This window comes from Blastocatellia bacterium, assembly GCA_035573895.1.
Lineage (GTDB): Bacteria > Acidobacteriota > Blastocatellia > HR10 > HR10 > DATLZR01.
The window spans coordinates 1-15,894 of record DATLZR010000119.1 but is presented as its reverse complement, the minus strand read 5'-3'; the positions used below and the strand labels follow the sequence as shown (position 1 = coordinate 15,894).

At 59.0% G+C, this 15,894-nt stretch carries 13 protein-coding genes and 1 pseudogene; 6 read left to right on the top strand and 8 right to left on the bottom strand.

Going from position 1 to position 15,894, the window contains the following annotated elements:
- The 6 genes from VNM72_10935 to VNM72_10910 form a co-directional block, all read left to right on the top strand.
- The coding region (locus tag VNM72_10935) for an SDR family oxidoreductase (GenBank protein HXF05914.1) at positions 1–218 on the top strand (218 nt) is incomplete at its 5' end.
- 162 nt (positions 219–380) lie between these two features.
- Entirely contained in the window at positions 381–620 is a 240-nt protein-coding gene (gene acpP, locus VNM72_10930) for an acyl carrier protein (protein ID HXF05913.1), read from the top strand.
- A gap of 76 nt (positions 621–696) precedes the next feature.
- Positions 697–1,938, top strand: coding sequence for a beta-ketoacyl-ACP synthase II (gene fabF / locus VNM72_10925; protein HXF05912.1), 1,242 nt, complete (start codon positions 697–699; stop codon positions 1,936–1,938).
- Between the two features lie 78 nt (positions 1,939–2,016).
- A complete protein-coding gene (locus VNM72_10920; GenBank protein ID HXF05911.1) occupies positions 2,017–2,796 on the top strand; it encodes an electron transfer flavoprotein subunit beta/FixA family protein in 780 nt (259 codons plus the stop codon).
- 15 nt (positions 2,797–2,811) lie between these two features.
- On the top strand, positions 2,812–3,795 hold the full coding sequence (locus VNM72_10915; GenBank protein HXF05910.1) for an electron transfer flavoprotein subunit alpha/FixB family protein: 984 nt from the start codon (positions 2,812–2,814) through the stop codon (positions 3,793–3,795).
- 15 nt (positions 3,796–3,810) lie between these two features.
- The gene (locus tag VNM72_10910; GenBank protein ID HXF05909.1) at positions 3,811–4,599 is read left to right on the top strand and encodes a lysophospholipid acyltransferase family protein; all 789 of its coding nucleotides are present in this window, start codon (positions 3,811–3,813) and stop codon (positions 4,597–4,599) included.
- 142 nt (positions 4,600–4,741) lie between these two features.
- Here VNM72_10910 and VNM72_10905 read toward each other — a convergent pair whose 3' ends face one another.
- From VNM72_10905 to VNM72_10870, 8 genes and pseudogenes are all read right to left on the bottom strand, one after another.
- Positions 4,742–5,116, bottom strand: a complete 375-nt coding sequence (locus VNM72_10905; protein HXF05908.1) for an STAS domain-containing protein — start codon at positions 5,114–5,116, stop codon at positions 4,742–4,744.
- A 560-nt stretch (positions 5,117–5,676) separates the two neighbouring features.
- Positions 5,677–7,950, bottom strand: coding sequence for a hypothetical protein (locus VNM72_10900; protein HXF05907.1), 2,274 nt, complete (start codon positions 7,948–7,950; stop codon positions 5,677–5,679).
- A gap of 90 nt (positions 7,951–8,040) precedes the next feature.
- Positions 8,041–9,909, bottom strand: coding sequence for a SpoIVB peptidase S55 domain-containing protein (locus VNM72_10895; protein HXF05906.1), 1,869 nt, complete (start codon positions 9,907–9,909; stop codon positions 8,041–8,043).
- 491 nt (positions 9,910–10,400) lie between these two features.
- Positions 10,401–11,255, bottom strand: a pseudogene (locus VNM72_10890) (CHAT domain-containing protein).
- Positions 11,256–11,723: 468 nt separating this feature from the next.
- Positions 11,724–12,830 carry a surface lipoprotein assembly modifier gene (locus VNM72_10885; protein HXF05905.1) on the bottom strand — a complete coding sequence of 369 codons (1,107 nt, stop codon included), beginning with the start codon at positions 12,828–12,830 and terminating at the stop codon, positions 11,724–11,726.
- Entirely contained in the window at positions 12,827–14,008 is a 1,182-nt protein-coding gene (locus tag VNM72_10880) for a glycosyltransferase family 2 protein (protein HXF05904.1), read from the bottom strand. The genes VNM72_10885 and VNM72_10880 overlap by 4 nt, the downstream gene beginning before the upstream one ends.
- On the bottom strand, positions 14,005–15,234 hold the full coding sequence (locus VNM72_10875) for a glycosyltransferase family 4 protein (GenBank protein HXF05903.1): 1,230 nt from the start codon (positions 15,232–15,234) through the stop codon (positions 14,005–14,007). Before VNM72_10875 ends, VNM72_10880 begins: the two co-directional genes overlap by 4 nt.
- Positions 15,231–15,894: glycosyltransferase family 4 protein (locus VNM72_10870; protein HXF05902.1), on the bottom strand; the 664-nt coding region annotated here is incomplete at its 5' end. The genes VNM72_10875 and VNM72_10870, both read right to left, overlap by 4 nt.

Below are 15,894 nucleotides of genomic sequence, written 5' to 3'. Positions count from 1 at the left end.
GCAACATCACGGTGAACGCCATTGCTCCCGGCTATATTGATACGGCCATGACGCAGGTTCTCGATGAGAAGTACCGCCAGCAAATCCTGGAGGCCATTCCCATGAAGCGCGTGGGAACGGCTCGTGATGTCGCCGCTGGGGTCGTTTTCCTCGCCTCCGACGAGGCGGGTTACATTACCGGGCATGTGCTCAACATCAACGGCGGGCTTTACATGTGATGTCCGGCCGAGACGAGGGCTCGCTCCCTGGAGGAGATGGTGAGGATGCGGCAACGAAGAATCGGAGTGACATGCTGACTGGAGAGATGAAAGCCGCCGGTTGATCAGGGATACCGATCAGCTTACAATGATCGTTCCAGTTCTTGCGAGGAGGCGCCAACGATGAGCACATCAATTGAAGAGAGAGTGAAACAGATCATCGTCGAGGAGCTGGGCGTGGATGAATCCGAAGTCACGCCCAATGCTCGATTCGTTGACGATCTCGGAGCCGATTCGCTCGATACCGTCGAACTGGTGATGCGGTTCGAGGAGGAATTCGGCATCCAGATCCCCGATGAGGAAGCGGAGAAGATCACCAGTGTTCGGGATGCCATCGAATACATCCAGAAGCACAAAAAATAGGTCGGGCTGAACGGTTGCGCGACATGTGAGTCATCGCGCCCGGAAGGCCGCGGTCTTGATGAGGAGGCGATGAATCTTGAGACCACGTGTCGTCGTCACAGGAATTGGGCTGGTGAGCGGCCTTGGGAACACGACCGAGGAGACGTGGCAGGGCTTGATTCAGGGGCGGAGTGGTGTGGACTACATCACTCACTTTGATGCCTCGGCGTTCCCCGTGCGCTTCGCCGCCGAGGTGAAAAATTTCGATCCCCTCCAGTATATCGAGAAGAAAGAGGTCAAGAAGATGGACGCCTTCATCCACTATGCCATTGCTGCCTCGCAGCAGGCGGTGGATGATTCGGGATTGCGGATTACGCCCTCCAACGCCGAGCGCGTGGGCGTCTATATCGCATCGGGCATCGGCGGATTCTCGATCATCGAGCGGGAGCACCAGAAGTATCTCGAGGGAGGGCCGGGCCGCGTCTCTCCCTTTTTCATTCCCGCCACCATTGTGAATCTGGCTGCCGGACAGGTCTCCATTCGCTTCGGAGCCAAGGGGCCCAACAGTGCCACCTGTACGGCCTGCTCGGCGGGAGCCCATGCCATCGGCGATTCCTTCCGCATCATCGAGCGGGGGGATGCCGATGTGATGATCTGCGGAGGTACAGAAGCGGCCATCACGCCGATGGGCGTCGCGGGGTTCGCGGCGATGCGAGCCCTCTCGACACGCAACGAGGAGCCGCAACGAGCGAGTCGTCCGTTTGACCGTGATCGTGACGGGTTCGTCCTGGGTGAGGGGGCGGGTATTCTCGTTTTGGAGCGCCTGGAACATGCCCTGAGCCGGGGCGCACGCATCTACGCGGAGATCGTCGGCTATGGCATGACCGGGGATGCCTTTCACATCACCCAACCTCCCGAGGATGCCGATGGGGCCGTGCGCGTCATGCGCACCGCCCTCCGGGATGCCGGCATCCGCCCCGAAGAAGTGGACTATATCAACGCCCATGGCACCTCCACCTATTACAACGACAAACTGGAGACGTTCGCCATCAAGCAGGTCTTCGGCGAACATGCTTACAAACTGGCGGTCAGCTCGACAAAATCTATGACGGGGCATCTGCTGGGCGCCGCCGGCGGGCTGGAAGCGGGAATCTCGGTGCTGACGCTTTACCATCAGATCATCCCCCCGACGATCAATTACGAGAATCCGGATCCCGAATGCGATCTCGATTATGTTCCCAATCAGGCGCGGCGGGCACCCGTGCGCTACGCGCTCTCGAATTCCTTCGGCTTTGGTGGAACCAATGCCGCTTTGCTCTTCAAACGATATGAGGAGTGATCGGAGGGGGCGTCCGTCGAGACCTCCGGGCAGGCTCCTGCCGATGACAGCTCCGTGACGGAGTGAGGAGGGACGACGATGAAGATCATCGTGTGCATGAAGCAAACTCCGAAGCGGGACCTGCCGCTTCGGATCAACGACGAGCAAACTTGGATCAAGGAAGCCGATCTCACCTGGGAGATCAATGAGCCGGATGTTTATGCGCTTGAGGAAGCACTTCGCCTCAAGGAGCGATTCGGCGGCGAGGTGGTCGTCTGCACGATGGGGCCAGCACGAGCGGATCAAGCCATCAAGGAAGCACTGGCCAAGGGAGCCGATCGCGCGATTCACCTTCTCGATCCAGCCTTTGAGGGCCTGGATGCATTGAACACCGCGAGGGTCCTGGCGACGGCAATCGCTCCGGAAAAACCCGATCTCGTTCTCACCGGATTGCAATCGGACGATGCCGGATACGGGCAAACGGGAGTGATATTGGCCGAGCGCCTCGGACTTCCGCATACGACCATCGTCATGCACATTGATGTCCTCGATGGTCGGATCAAGGTCAAACGCGAACTGGAAGGTGGTTGGTTCCAGTGGATCGAGCTTCCCCTCCCGGCGCTGCTGACCATTCAATCGGGAATCAATCAGCCTCGCTACGCGACGTTGAAAGGAATCATGGGGGCCAAGAAGAAAGAGGTCAAGAAGCTCTCGGCTGCCGATCTCGGCCTCACTCCCGATGATCTTCAGAACAAGCAGCGATTGCTGAGGGTCTACTTCCCCACCAAAACAAAGCAGACGGAATTCATCGAGGGGAAACCCGAAGAGATCGCGGCCCGACTGGTGGAAAAATTGAAATACGAAGCTAAGGTCCTGTGAAGGAGGGAGCTTCTGATGAGTACTCATGTCCTCGTCATTGGGGAGCATCGTGAGGGGAAATTGAACCGCACGACCTGGGAAGCCATTACGGCGGGCCAGAAGCTGGCCGCCGATCTCGGCGGGGACGTCTCAGCCGTGCTCCTTGGCCAGGGAATCAATGATCTCGGGGCTGAGGTGGCGGGCAAACAACTCGCGGCGGTTTACCTTGTCGAGGACGAGAAACTGGCCGTCTACACTCCCGATGGGTATGCTGCGGCTCTTGCTCAGGTTGTGGGTCAGCTTCGTCCTTATCTCGTAGTCATGAGTCACACCTATCAGGTGCGCGATTTCGCCCCCAAAGTGGCCGCCTCCCTCGGTCGCCCCTTCATCAGCGATTGCATCGGCTATCGCAAAGACGAAAACGGATTGATCTTCGTGCGTCAGATCTTCCAGGGAAAGATCAACGCCGATGTCACGTTCGTCGGCGAGCCCCCTTATTTTGTCAGCTTCCAGGCGGGAGCGTTTCGCGGTGATGAGGCCGTGGGCGGAGCAACGCCAGTTCGCCCGTTGACGGTTGATCTGAGCACGACGGAGATCCGCACGCGCCCGATGGAACTCTTCCGCGAAGCCAAGCAGGCCGTTGATCTCAGTCAAGCCGAGCGCATTGTTGCCGTCGGACGCGGCATCAAGAGCCAGGAAAATATGGGTCTCGTTGAGAAATTGGCCGAGGTATTGGGAGCGGAAATCGGAGCCTCGCGCCCCATCTGCGATAGCGGCTGGTTGCCGATGGAGCGGCAGATCGGAAGCTCCGGCCAGACTGTGTCGCCCAAGCTCTATCTCGCCGTGGGCATCTCCGGTGCCATCCAGCATGTTGTGGGGATGAAGGGGTCACGCACGATCGTCGCCATCAACAAGGATCGTGACGCTCCTATCTTCGACATCGCCGATTACGGCATCGTGGGCGATCTCTTTGAGATTGTTCCGGCGCTCATCAAACATCTCGAAGCGACGAAGGAATGACACCGGCGGATGAAGATGAGCGGAGAGCGGCTTCGTCCCGTCATCGAACCCACCGTGGAATCCGTGGAGAGTCGCCGTCTCACCATCCGCTGGAGTGAAACGGAGTTAAGAAAGGCTGTCTATGACTTCGCCGACCTCTCCCGGTATTCGTGGAAGGATCGGTGGATCATCAGGACGATTGGTCTGGTGGCCTACTGGTGGATTGCGGCGGTGGGCTGGAGCGTGCGGTGGACAGTCGTCAACGGTCATTATTACGACGAAATTCTCCGCTCGGGCAAACGCATCATTTTCGCCTTCTGGCATAATCGCGTCTTCCTCGCCACGTGGTTCTGGCGTCGTCGCGGCATTGTCGTGATGACGAGTCGCAGCTTTGACGGCGAGTACATCGCCCGTTTCATTCAACGATTCGGTTATGGTGCTGCGCGAGGATCTTCCACCCGGGGAGGCGGTCGTGCGCTGGAACAGATGATCGCGTGCCTGCACTACGGCATGGATACGGCTTTCACCCTCGATGGTCCCCGAGGGCCCGTCTACGTGGCGAAAAAGGGAGCGGTCCTGCTGGCCAAGCTCACCGGCCAGGCCATTCTCCCCTTTCACATCTCTGCGGAGAAATATTGGGAAGCGCGCAGTTGGGATCGTTTCCAGATCCCCTATCCCTTCACTCGCGCCGTCGTTTTACTTGGTCAGCCGATCACGGTCGCTCCCGATGCCGACGAAAAAGAGATCGAGAACAAGCATCGCGAGCTACAGGCAACACTGGATGCCCTGCGCCAGCAGGGCGATGGCTGGTTTCGAAGGGGCTGAGAACGGCTGTTCAAGACATCCCCTCTCAGTAACCGGAGAAAGCCGCAGGCGGGGCGGGTGATTTTTTCGGGGAAGTTGTTCGGCGAGCGAGCACGACCCGCACGAACCGGCGCTCGCCAGCCGGGATGCCACCGGAGACTTTCTAAACCGGTGGGCTTTGCGTCAGTGCCGACCGTTGGTCTGGGAAAAGAGGGAGAATGTGTCCTAAACGGGCTAGCTCGATAAGCTCCGCGAGGCGTCCCGGGGGAACGACGAACCGTAGATCCACACCCCGGTGGAACGCCTGATCATACATTTTGACGAGGAGGCCAATGCCCGAGGCATCTGCATCACAGATGCCCGAGAGATCAAGGACCACTGACGAGGCCCCTGATCGAAGGGCAGAACTCACAGCCTGCTCCATCTGAGAGATCGTCGTGACCGTCAGCTTTCCTTCAGCCACCAGAAGCATCTGGCGGTCCTGATGTTGCTGAGAAATTTGAAGCCCCGTACGCTTGGCTGTTACTGGTGCCGCCATAGGCATCATCCCGAATATGATACTCCTGTATATTCGTTCCATGTGCTTTCTCCTGGTTCCGACCATCTGATGTAGAAGGGAGGCGCGAGGATGCCCGTCCAGATTGCGCCTCAGTAGAATCTTTGTCAACGGCACGATAAACCTGCCTGGCGATTGACACGTCTGCGGGCACGACCTCGCCCGCGACGAGGAATCTCCCTCCGGCCTGACAAGGGCAACTTCCCGACCGATTCTTGCTTACGATTCATCAGTGTATAACGAAGGAACGGGACCGAAGTTCCCTAAACCTCTGGTGGTAACCTTTGGCTTTCTCCTCCCAAAAGAACCCGCGAAACACGCGGAACCGTGGGGGAATCTCTCTCCGGATGAAAGATTTCCACAATTCCATCATCGGTGGGCCCTTTTCGGTGGTGCAATTTTTCCTGCATTTCCTGGCGGAAGTCAGAGCCCCTTGAGCAACTCTTCCAAAAATCGCCCGGCAGCGCGCGCCTCGGGCTCGTTGACCTGAACATCCAGCCCGCTCGGAACGCTCCTGTCCCAACCCGAAGAGATGCCCAAGGCTATGGTATTCGCACGGTGACTTTGCTCCAGCCAACGTTCATGTTTGAATCGGAAACGCGGAGTGTGAGCGTATGCTCACCGCTTCGAGCGAATGTGGCGGTGACGGTGAACCGTTCGGTGGGAGAGTCCGTCATCCCATCGGTAGGGAAGACGAGTTGCCAGCGTCCGCCATCAACGCTCAGCTCGGCCCGTGAGATATTGCTCGTGGCATCTTCTGCCGTGAACTCAATCTCCACCTGCGAACCGCTCACGCGAGGCGAGGAGGAGCGAACGAGGGGAGACGTGTTGTCAATCAAAATGACATTGGTCGTTTTCTCATCGGTGCGCGCACGGTCAGGCGGATTGGACGGAGAGTCGCTCGCGCTCACTTTGAAGACATAAAGCCCGTCGGGAAGCGCATCGGCATCAATGGTATAATAGGCCTCCTTCAGATCGGCAGCGAGAACTTTCCACTCCGTGTCCGACACTGAGCGATAGGAAATGCTGTAGATGAGTTGATCTCCATTGGGATCGGTGGCCGTCCATTGCAGCGAGCGCGCGCCACGTTGATAAACTTTTCGGGGCGGCACGGGACCGCCTAACCCGAAGAGAGCGGGATCAAGTCCCGAACTGAGGATACCGGGATCAAGCGGTTGTTGGGGGACTTCCTGAAGAGCCACTCCCGGAGGCAGGACCTCCAGCGAGGAGATCGTCGGTTTGACGTTTTGCGGCAGATAGGCCAGACGAAGTCCTTCAATCCAGGCTGTCCCCTCACTTGTCGGCGAGGGCTTCAGGCTCACGCGAACCTGGATGAATCGGGCCGTTGGGCTTTTGATAATTTCGCCGCTCCGATAAGAAGCTGACCATTCACTCCAACTGGCATCCGGTGTCTCGGTGTTGCCGCTTCGGGTCTGGACCTCAACCAGACCCGCCTGCGCCCGCCAGGAAATCGTTCCCCACTGGGCGGGAAAGCGCGCGTCAAAAACCATTGATTCATAGGTGCCGCTCGGGGCAAGATCGGGACCAAGGCGGAAGACCTTCCCGAGATTGCTGGTGATGGCATAGAGCGTGGCACCATCGCGGAGTAGGCGGGAGATTTGTCCTTCGGGAAACTGCGTCAGCACGGTTGCCGAGCCCGCCGCATCGAGTCGGTAGAGGCGGCCCTTGTCATTGCTCCCGACGAGGAGGTCACCCTCACTGCGGCGCAGGAGACTGAAGGCGCTGAATGTGTTCGTCGTCCAGAGCGTCTCGACCGAGCCCGAAGGATCGAGCCGGTAAACGGCACTGCTGAATCCTTGCGCCTCCGTGTCGGCGGATGAGAGCGGTGGTGTGAGATCGGTGCTTGTAATCGTGACTGTGACGCTCCCTGTGCTGCTCACGACGGTGGAAGATTGGGCGGACGATGGCGCCGGAGTCGAAGTCGAACCTGTCGAGGGTGACCCACGATCGCTCAATGCCACCGCATAGATGGAGCCGTCGGGACTCAGAATCACATCGTGGATCTCCCGGAGAGGTGAATCATAGAGGGCGAACTGCTTTCCCGTCGGCGTGATCCGCAGGATCAGACCCGAGGGATCCGTCCCCACGATGAGGTCTCCCTGAACATCAACCGTCATCCGCATGATGTTGGTCTCGCGTGTATCGGCCAGAAGTTCTGCTTTTCCGTCTTTCATTACTTTGTAGACTCTCCCCTTTACGCCCGTACCAACGTAAAGCTGATCCCGAAAGTAGACGAGCGACCAGATGTAGGTATCCTCGGGGTCGAAGAAAATCGTTTGCCGCCCCTGTGGGGTGAGCCGATAGACTTTGCCGTTGGGCGATGTCCCGGCATAGACATTTCCCTCCGAATCAACGGCCAGAGCCGTGACGTCCAGCTCCTCGCTGTCGAAGAAAAGTCTTCCCGTTCCCCTACGATCAACCTGAAAGAGTTTGCCGTCATGTCCCGTTCCTACATAGAGCGTCCCTTTGTGATCGCTCGTCACGGACCAGACGAAGGCCTGCCCGGTATCAAAAATTTGTTCGACCCGGGGAGCGAGCACCAAACGCCCTTCCCGAGTGATGGACACGCCCTGGGCTTCTCCTCGAAGAAGGCTCGATTGAGTCTGAAGCTCCCAGTACTGGGTCCCACCTGCCCTGATCGGAGGAGCCGACAAAAGGAACACCCACGCTGTCACCGCCAGGAGAGTTACCAGAATCCGAGGGCGTCGCCCTCGACGCGATCCCCTCCGCTGCGATTGACCAATGTCATTGCCTGAAACTCTCCGGGTTAATGCCGAGAAAAAGATGTTCGTCATTTTGCTTTCTCCTCACCCGAACGAGAGAATAAGGCGGGAGGCGATTTCCCGCATCAAGAATCGTTTCGTTATGGGGGGAAGGAGTCACCGTTACCTGACCACTGTGATGGTGACCTGTCGCTGTCCGGCCAGGATATAATCGCCCGCGGGGATTTCGATCTCTTTGAGCGTGGCGTACTGAACCGGTTGATAGCCACCCGCCGTGCGATCCGATCCCATCGTGGCCAGCACTGACGGAGGCAGCAGTGGCAGCTCTTCGTTGTTGACGACGGCTCCGGTCGTGGCCCGAACGATCTTGAGATAGAGCCGGTCGCTTTTGCGCAAGCGGTTGAGCGCCCGGATGAGCTGGCCGAGATTTTGAACCGATCCGAGGGCGAGCAACGGAGCCCGCCCATCATAGGCTTGAATGGACGAGCCGTCACCGACAACAACCGAAAGTTTTCCCAGCGGGGCATCCTCGGGAATTTCGACGGGCACGCGCTCGACGATCTCCCGGCCATCTCCGGTGCGGGCGTAGACCTGAACTTCCACCGATTCTCCGCGACGCACGTCCGTGCGGTTGACCCAGACGCGATCCACAACGCCGACGCGTCGCGTCTCCATCGCTTCGATCTCCAGCTCGATCCCTTTGATCGTGACGTTCTCAAATCCGCTCCCCAGCAGGTAACTCACGGGCAACGCCACGGCGAGCGAGGCCTGAACCGGAGCCTCATTCAGGGCCGAAAACCGATGATCGAGGATCACATCCTCCTCGCCGGTCACCTGAATGCGACCGCGCAGCCGGAGCGTCGCATCACCGAAACTTCGCTCGCTGTTGGTGATGGCACTGAAGACGGTGAGATTGGTCAAAACTGGCGTGAGGACGTTGTTGTGGACCATCTCGAACCGATAGGTTTCGGTCGTTCCCCGACTCGTACGCTGCGTGATGGTGACGGGAATCATCTGGGGAGCCACGCCGAGTGTGCCCAGCACACCCACCGACCGGTCCTGCTTGAGCACGCCGACGAGGTCTTCCGTCACGCCCAGCTTAAACGAATTCATTGTGCTGGGGACGATGGTGATAGTACTGGCCGAAGACATCGGCATCTCGATGGCACCGAGATTGAACAATCGGTGTCCGAAGGCGTATACCTTGTCGCCGAGTCGGCAGGTGACGGTGCCGATCGCCTCCAGCGTGAAATCTCCTCGCACAAGCTGGATGCTCACGGCGGATCCCGGTTCCAGCGTGCGCTCGGTTGCGGGAGTGAGCGGCGTGATCCTCGCTCCTGCTGTCAGACCGCTCACCGGCAGGAGTCCAACCTGCCGCAGGTCGGGAAGAAATTTCTCCAGGGCCTCGAGCGGAATCCCCGATGCCGCCAGAGGAGTCGCAATCGGCAGTAAGCTGTATCCACCAACGGAGGTCGGGGACAATAGGCCGATCGGTCCCCCGTCGAGCGAAATGGCCTCGGTCTTCAGGTCAAGAAGTGAAGCTAGACTGGTGCCAAAACTGTCGGAGCGAAGAACACTCACCCGCCTGATCTCGGATCGCGACGGCGTGTCGGCAGGTGATACGACAGCCGATTTCTCTCGAAGCACCCCGAGCATATCCTGGATGGGGGTGATTCCGGCAATCGGTTCCCGTGAGAAGGGAAAGGCATAGGCAATCGCCCCCAGGAGCTTTCCCTCGAGATAGATCGGGCTCCCGCTCATTCCTGCAAACACACCGGTTCGTTCGATCTGCGGCCCACTCAGTCGAGCAATGATGATACTCTGCTTGGGACCAGGCTTGCCCGGCAGGACACCGAGGATCTCAACCTCGAACTCTTCGATCTTCCGCCCCTCAAAAACCGTTTTTCCGATCCCGCGAAGTCCCGGCCTGACCTGATCGAGAGGAAAGAAGGAGGGCTCTGACGTCTGACCGACACTAAGGATCGCGTCGGCCAAAAGGAAAAGGACACTGGCCACAATCGCTCGTTTCATACGTCAATATTCTGCCAGAAATCCCGACGGTCTTACAAGCCGACATGGCCAGCGGCTCCCGGCGAGACTGAAAAAACCAGGCGAAGGGTGCGCCGATCGAGAGAATCCAGAGGGTGCCTTAAAGGCGCTTGCAGTCAATTCACTCTGGGACGGCCTCTTCCGGCAAGGAACTCGGGCGCGGGAGATGGGACGCGACTCTTTTGCCACTACTCCCCGGTCCAGTGCCCCTGCAGGCCAAGCCTCTCGTTTAGCAAAGTCCAGAGGCGGTTTTCAAAACGAGTTCTAGAGACATTCGCTCCGGGTGGGAAACTGTTGGCCTCTGGTAGAAGGAAGGCAGCAGGCCAGGTCTCTCAACGTCAAACCGAGTGGAGTTTCTTCGTACCGATCGCTCATTCGCGCCACCGTCCCTCGCCGACCAGCACAAACGGAGCCCAGAAGTAGGGATGTCGCCAGATGCGGTGCTGCCCCGTCAGTAGTTTCAGCTTCGCCTGTCACACCGCCTCATCTTTGGGCCATTCCCGGTTGAGGTTTTGATAAAACGCCTTCATCAGCTCAGCGGTAGCGGCGTCGTTGACGTTCCAGAAATTCACCACCAGGCTGCGGGCTCCCGCGTAGAAGAAGGCGCGCGTCAACCCGATGATACCTTCTCCCGCCAGCAGTTTACCCAACCCCGTGCTGCAGGCCGAGAGCGTGACCACATCGGCGTTGAGCTTCAGCCGCATGATCTCGCTCAACTGGAGCACGCCATCTTCCGACGAGTGATCTCCGGGCGACAGCGCAAATCCGGAGCGGGCCGGCTTCTCTTCGTTGATGATGCCGTGCGTAGCAAAATGGACATAGCGATACTGCTCGAGCTTTTCCCGTTTGAGGGTTTCTTCTTGCGCCTGGTGACCCAGATAGATCTGCTGTTCGTGTGCCGGATGGAGTTGGCCAATTCCTGTGACCTCGGCGCGGGTGTACGGCAGTCGGGTGAAATTGAATCCCCGTTCGGTGTAAAAGGCGAGCGCCCGTGTTGTCGTGTCTTGCGCGGTGGCAGGTTTCGTCCGATGCCGACTTCGCCGGGCGTAGATCGGATCGCCGAAGGCCAGCAATTGCTTCGCCGCCTGGTCGCCGTGCATCGGACGTTGCCGGATGGCCCGCAGCGCCAGGGCTGCCGGCACGTAGCTGATCGTGCATTGTTCGATCAGGTAGTGAGGAGTGTGGGTTGCCGATTGCGGATTCGGTGTTGAAGCGCGATCCCTGAGAAGCGGCTTAAAAGGCAGATAGGCGAGCACTCGGTCGGGCACGATGATGAGCCGTCGGCTCGATGAGAGCACCTTTTCCACAGGCTGCACCAGCATCTGGTAGAGCGCTCGACTCTGATTCTCTCTCGCGCAACGCCCGGTTCACAGTGAGCGTGGACACCTTCTGCGCCAGCGTGACGAGCTCTTCCGGGTTTTCCGTGGGCGCGTCGGCTTTGATCTTGAGCGTCACGAGTACGGGTCCTCTTTTTGCTCTCTCGTCAGGCAACGAGGGTCGAGATGAAGATTGTACGGCCTGCTGGAGAGTGAAAGGGAATTCACATCCGAGCGATGTAGCCGTGAGGTGCTCCTCCTACCTCGCGTGGGACGCGGGAAGGCGCGCGCGGTTGTGTCCATCCCTGACTCGTGTGGGTGGGGATGTGGCAGGATGCCATGGCTGTCATCGTCCATAAAAAAGGATGTACCGCCGTTTGCGGTGGCGATCTCAATAGGGCGACTATCCGCGAAGATAAATCTTGACCAAGCAGTACCAACCAGGAGACTACCGGAGCAATGTCAGGCGCTTATTCGCGCTTAAGGGAATCGAAACACCATGCCAACACCAACTTCGTAGCCGGTGAAAGAGCGACGCTCACGGGTCGAAGCGTTAGTTGTGTAGGAACCGTATAAGAGGAATCCCCAGTGGCGGGTGGTTCTAACACTGGCCTGCCAGCGAATCTCATGGCGCCGATCCCGGCGGCCGAAGTTCCCGGCAGTCGAATTGGTAGTGGTGTAATGCCGCTGGCCGTAACGATATCGCATACTGGCCCAGATGGCATTTTTGAAGCGGCTGTCTAACAAAAGCAGTAGGGCTGCTTCGTCACGATTGTAATTGGTCGAGTTGGCGGTGACGCGCCCCCACTCGAAGCCAATCCCCGGGGCCAGCAGATCATGAATTCGATAGCGAATGTCGCCACTAAGTCTGTGTCTGTCCGAATTGCGCTCGCCGAGGATGGGAAAGCGCTCGCGGGTGAACTCATAACCGACTCTGGACCGTGTGCGACGCGTTATCCGCCGAGAAAATCGAAGATCCACTCCATCCAGGCGGTTCACAACGCGTTCGTCACCAACGACATATACCAGCCGCCGAGGTGTCATGAAATAGGTGAGCGCTAACCGGTTGCGCCCGAATCCGTACTCCAGCGAAATGTCGAAGTCCGATGAATCTGCCCCTTCAATTCCCTGGTACACATTGCGGTGACCTGCGAATCGGGCTGTCATAGTAGACCCCTCGCCTCGAACGAGGTCGGCCTCCACCTTAACTGCTAGCGTGGTGATCAAGGCCGTTTGCCGTGGCGCTCCAGCCGTGGCACTGAAGAGATTGCTGTTATATCGGGGTAAAACTCCCACCTCGGCCCGGAATCGGCTCGGTCCGGCAGGAAGCGGCTGAGGGATTATGACCGACCTCTCTTGCGGCGGTTCGACAGACAGGTCCGGCTCCTGCGCCTGGCTTGGAGTTCGTTGTGCTCCGGTCTTCTCTTGGGGAGAAGGAGTCTTCTGGGTCTCCGAGCGTTCTCCGGAGGGAGCGTTAGTTTGACCTGTTGGCGGAGAGGCCGCCTGGCCCTGCTTCCCTGGAGTGGCCGTGCTCCATCCAAGCAGTATGAGATACAGAGCAATGATCAGAGACTGGTGACGCTTCATGGTACACCTTTTCTGGCAGCAAGGCAGGGGTCTCTGTGCGGTTGCCAGAGGGTGATTCGCTCTCCTCTCAACAATGACAGTAGACCCAAGAAAGCCGCTGTATTGGCTAAGCAAAAGTAGAACGGGATGTAAAAGAGTCTCCATCGGCCCCATGATCGGTGGCGCAACCAGTAGCCCACGAGCGCGCCACCGTAAAAGAGCACCTGACCGAGGAACAGGAGTTGAAAAACGCGTGAGGCCGGTATAAGGAGCGCATTGGTGATCAGAACTAGCACCAGCAACAGCGGCACCAGATAGCGCAGCACCTTGTGAGACAGCAGCTCTAGAGCGTAAAAACCCGTCCGCCACGGATTGAACGCCTCCTTCCTGTCCAAGAGGCTTCGCAGGCTATGATTGGTCACCCGTACCTTACGCCAAAATTCTCGCGTGCTCGATGTCGGCGCTTCCTCATACGACACGGCTGTCGGCTCAAACACGAGGCGATATCCCTGGGTGACCACCCGCATGGAGATTGCGAAATCATCGGCTTGTGCCGGATTCTCAATGGGCACAAAGAGATCTCTTCTGATGGCGTAAAGCGAGCCATCGGCTCCAACGATGCTGCCGACCCGGCTCTCCATTCGCTTGATGAATTTGTCATAGGCCCAGTAGAGGCTCTCCCCTTGACTGATGCAATCGCCCGTAGGGATCTGCCGATACCGTTGGTTGCCACAAACGCCTCCCACTTCGGGATCAGCAAAATTGGCGACCAACCGACGCAGGGCCGAACTGTCCAGGAGGGCATTGGCGTCGGTAAACACAAGGATTTCACCTGTGGCCACAGCGACACCCTGGTTGAGTGCCTGCACCTTCCCACAACGGGCAAGAGAGAGCAGGTGCACGCCCTGCTTCTCATACTGGCAGACGATGGACTCAGTCCTGTCGGTCGAGCCATCGGACACAACAATGATCTCCAGCCGATCGCTGGGATAGTCCATGCTCAAGGTATTCTCTAACTTTGCGCCGATGACCTTTTCCTCGTTGTGGGCGGCAATGATCACGCTGAGGGAAGGGGTGATGGCTTTCCGGCGGACGTCGCGCGGGTGAATCGCTGCTATGGCTGCCACCAGCAGTGGATACCCGATGTAGACGTAGAAACAGATCGCCAGGGACGAGAAAAAGATAAGCTCGTATATCATTGCCTCCCCCTCTCTGTGAGACTGGTGGTCTGGACTCCGATCGGCTCCCCCTCGCAATCGGAGGCAAGGATCGGCATCTTGAACGCGGACACCAAGGAACAGGCACGATCCCTCCATGAAGCACCCAGAGCGATCTGGCGGCGAGCGCAGGCACCGAGACGGTGGCGCAATTGTTCGTCTGTGACCAATTGGGCCAGAGTAGCAGCCAACGAGTTCACCTGGCCTGCCGAAAAGAGCAGCCCCGTCACGCCGTGCTCAATCACCGAGCGTATCGAAGGCAGGTCCGGAGCGACCGATGGCAACCCTGCTGCCGCGTACTCCAGCAGCTTCATGGGATGCCCATAGTCATTACTGCCCGGGAGGACGCCTACGTCGAATGCGGAGAGGAATTCGGGAACTTCGGACGGCGAGACTGCACCTACGGCCGTAACGCGATCGCTAACGTTCAAGCGGCGGCTGGCGGCTAAGACCGAATCCCGGCAGGGGCCATCTCCCACAAGAACCACCTGAAGGCGACAATAGTTTCGTAGAAGGGCCAAGGCTTCGACCAGAAGTTCTACTCGATGCCAGGGTTGGAAAGATCCGACAAAGCCAAGTACGATCCGGTCGGCCAAGCCGAGTCGTTGTCGCATGGCTTCACGAGACCCCTGCCCGTAGGCGGTCAGGTCAACACCATTCGGTATGATGAACACCTTATGGGCAGGTGCACCTTCTTCCATCAATCGCTCCCGCGCGGCAGCAGACACAGCCACGATGACCGAGGCCGCTCGAATCTGCTGCCTCAACACGCGGCGCACGAGACCCGGCCAGCCCGCGCCTAAGATTATCTCTTCGCTGCTCGGCGAGCAGTCATCGAGGATGAGCGGGATGCCGCTCAGCTTCGTCGCTAAGGCACCTGAGCCAGCCAGGTGTACCTGGGTCTCAATGATGACGTCGGCCCTCTCCCTGAGCGCGGCAGCGGCGACGCGGCGACCGTGTTGGCGTGCATGCAGCCAGCGACCGACATCCCTGAGCAGGAGAGCGAGCTTTCGGGGCAGGGCGCGTCGTACCACCCGGCGGTAGGCCGAAATGATGAAATCCGAATAGCCTGCGGCTGCGTCCTCGACCACACGCACATCATGTCCGTCCTCTCGCAGCGCCTCGATCAACCGCCGCGCCCGCACAAGATCGCCGCGAGCGGACGTCAGACGTTCGCCACGAACCGGGATGCTCCAGATAATCTTCATCGTTGTGCTCCTCTGACCACTTCTGACCAAAGCGCCAAGGTACGCTCGAGCTGAAGGTCAATGGAAAACCGCTCGTAGGCCAGTTGGCGTGCTGTCGCGCCGAAGGCTCGAGCGCGCCGACGATCATTCAGGAGATTAGCCATGGCCTCCACCAGTGCAACCGGATCATCGGGCGGTACCAACCAGCCGGTACGGCCGTGCTCCACCACTTCTGCGGCACCGCCGACACGCGTGGCCACCACCGGGCGGCCAGCAGCGGCCGCTTCTATCAAGGCAGTGGGCAGGGCCTCAGCATCTGAAACAAGCACCACCAGATCGCAGGCGGCTAACAGCTCCGGGATGTCCTGACGTGGCCCCAGGAAGATGATGGCGCCGTCAGCGGACTGGGCTTGCAGGCGAAGCGCCCTCTCGCGCGGGCCACCGCCGGCAAAGAGGATACGCACAGCCGGCACCCGTGCCCGCAGTGCCGGTGCGGCTTGGATGAGTCGCTCATGCCCCTTCCCTTCGCGCAATACTGCCGGCACTAACACCAACTGATCTTGCGGGTCGAATCCGAGAGAGCGACGGAGTTCTGTTCGACAGGTCGAGAATTGAGGCTGGTCAAACCGCTCGAGTTCAATGCCGTTTGGAATGACGTGGATGGCCGCGCGGGGCAGTCGC

What these genes read in the sequence shown, in the direction of transcription:
- acpP (HXF05913.1), top strand. Translation starts at nt 381, where the DNA reads ATGAGCACATCAATTGAAGAGAGAGTGAAACAGATCATCGTCGAGGAG.
- VNM72_10920 (HXF05911.1), top strand. Translation starts at nt 2,017, where the DNA reads ATGAAGATCATCGTGTGCATGAAGCAAACTCCGAAGCGGGACCTGCCG.
- VNM72_10915 (HXF05910.1), top strand. Translation starts at nt 2,812, where the DNA reads ATGAGTACTCATGTCCTCGTCATTGGGGAGCATCGTGAGGGGAAATTG.
- VNM72_10910 (HXF05909.1), top strand. Translation starts at nt 3,811, where the DNA reads ATGAGCGGAGAGCGGCTTCGTCCCGTCATCGAACCCACCGTGGAATCC.
- VNM72_10905 (HXF05908.1), bottom strand. Translation starts at nt 5,116, where the DNA reads ATGGCGGCACCAGTAACAGCCAAGCGTACGGGGCTTCAAATTTCTCAG.
- VNM72_10900 (HXF05907.1), bottom strand. Translation starts at nt 7,950, where the DNA reads ATGACGAACATCTTTTTCTCGGCATTAACCCGGAGAGTTTCAGGCAAT.
- VNM72_10895 (HXF05906.1), bottom strand. Translation starts at nt 9,909, where the DNA reads ATGAAACGAGCGATTGTGGCCAGTGTCCTTTTCCTTTTGGCCGACGCG.
- VNM72_10885 (HXF05905.1), bottom strand. Translation starts at nt 12,830, where the DNA reads ATGAAGCGTCACCAGTCTCTGATCATTGCTCTGTATCTCATACTGCTT.
- VNM72_10880 (HXF05904.1), bottom strand. Translation starts at nt 14,008, where the DNA reads ATGATATACGAGCTTATCTTTTTCTCGTCCCTGGCGATCTGTTTCTAC.
- VNM72_10875 (HXF05903.1), bottom strand. Translation starts at nt 15,234, where the DNA reads ATGAAGATTATCTGGAGCATCCCGGTTCGTGGCGAACGTCTGACGTCC.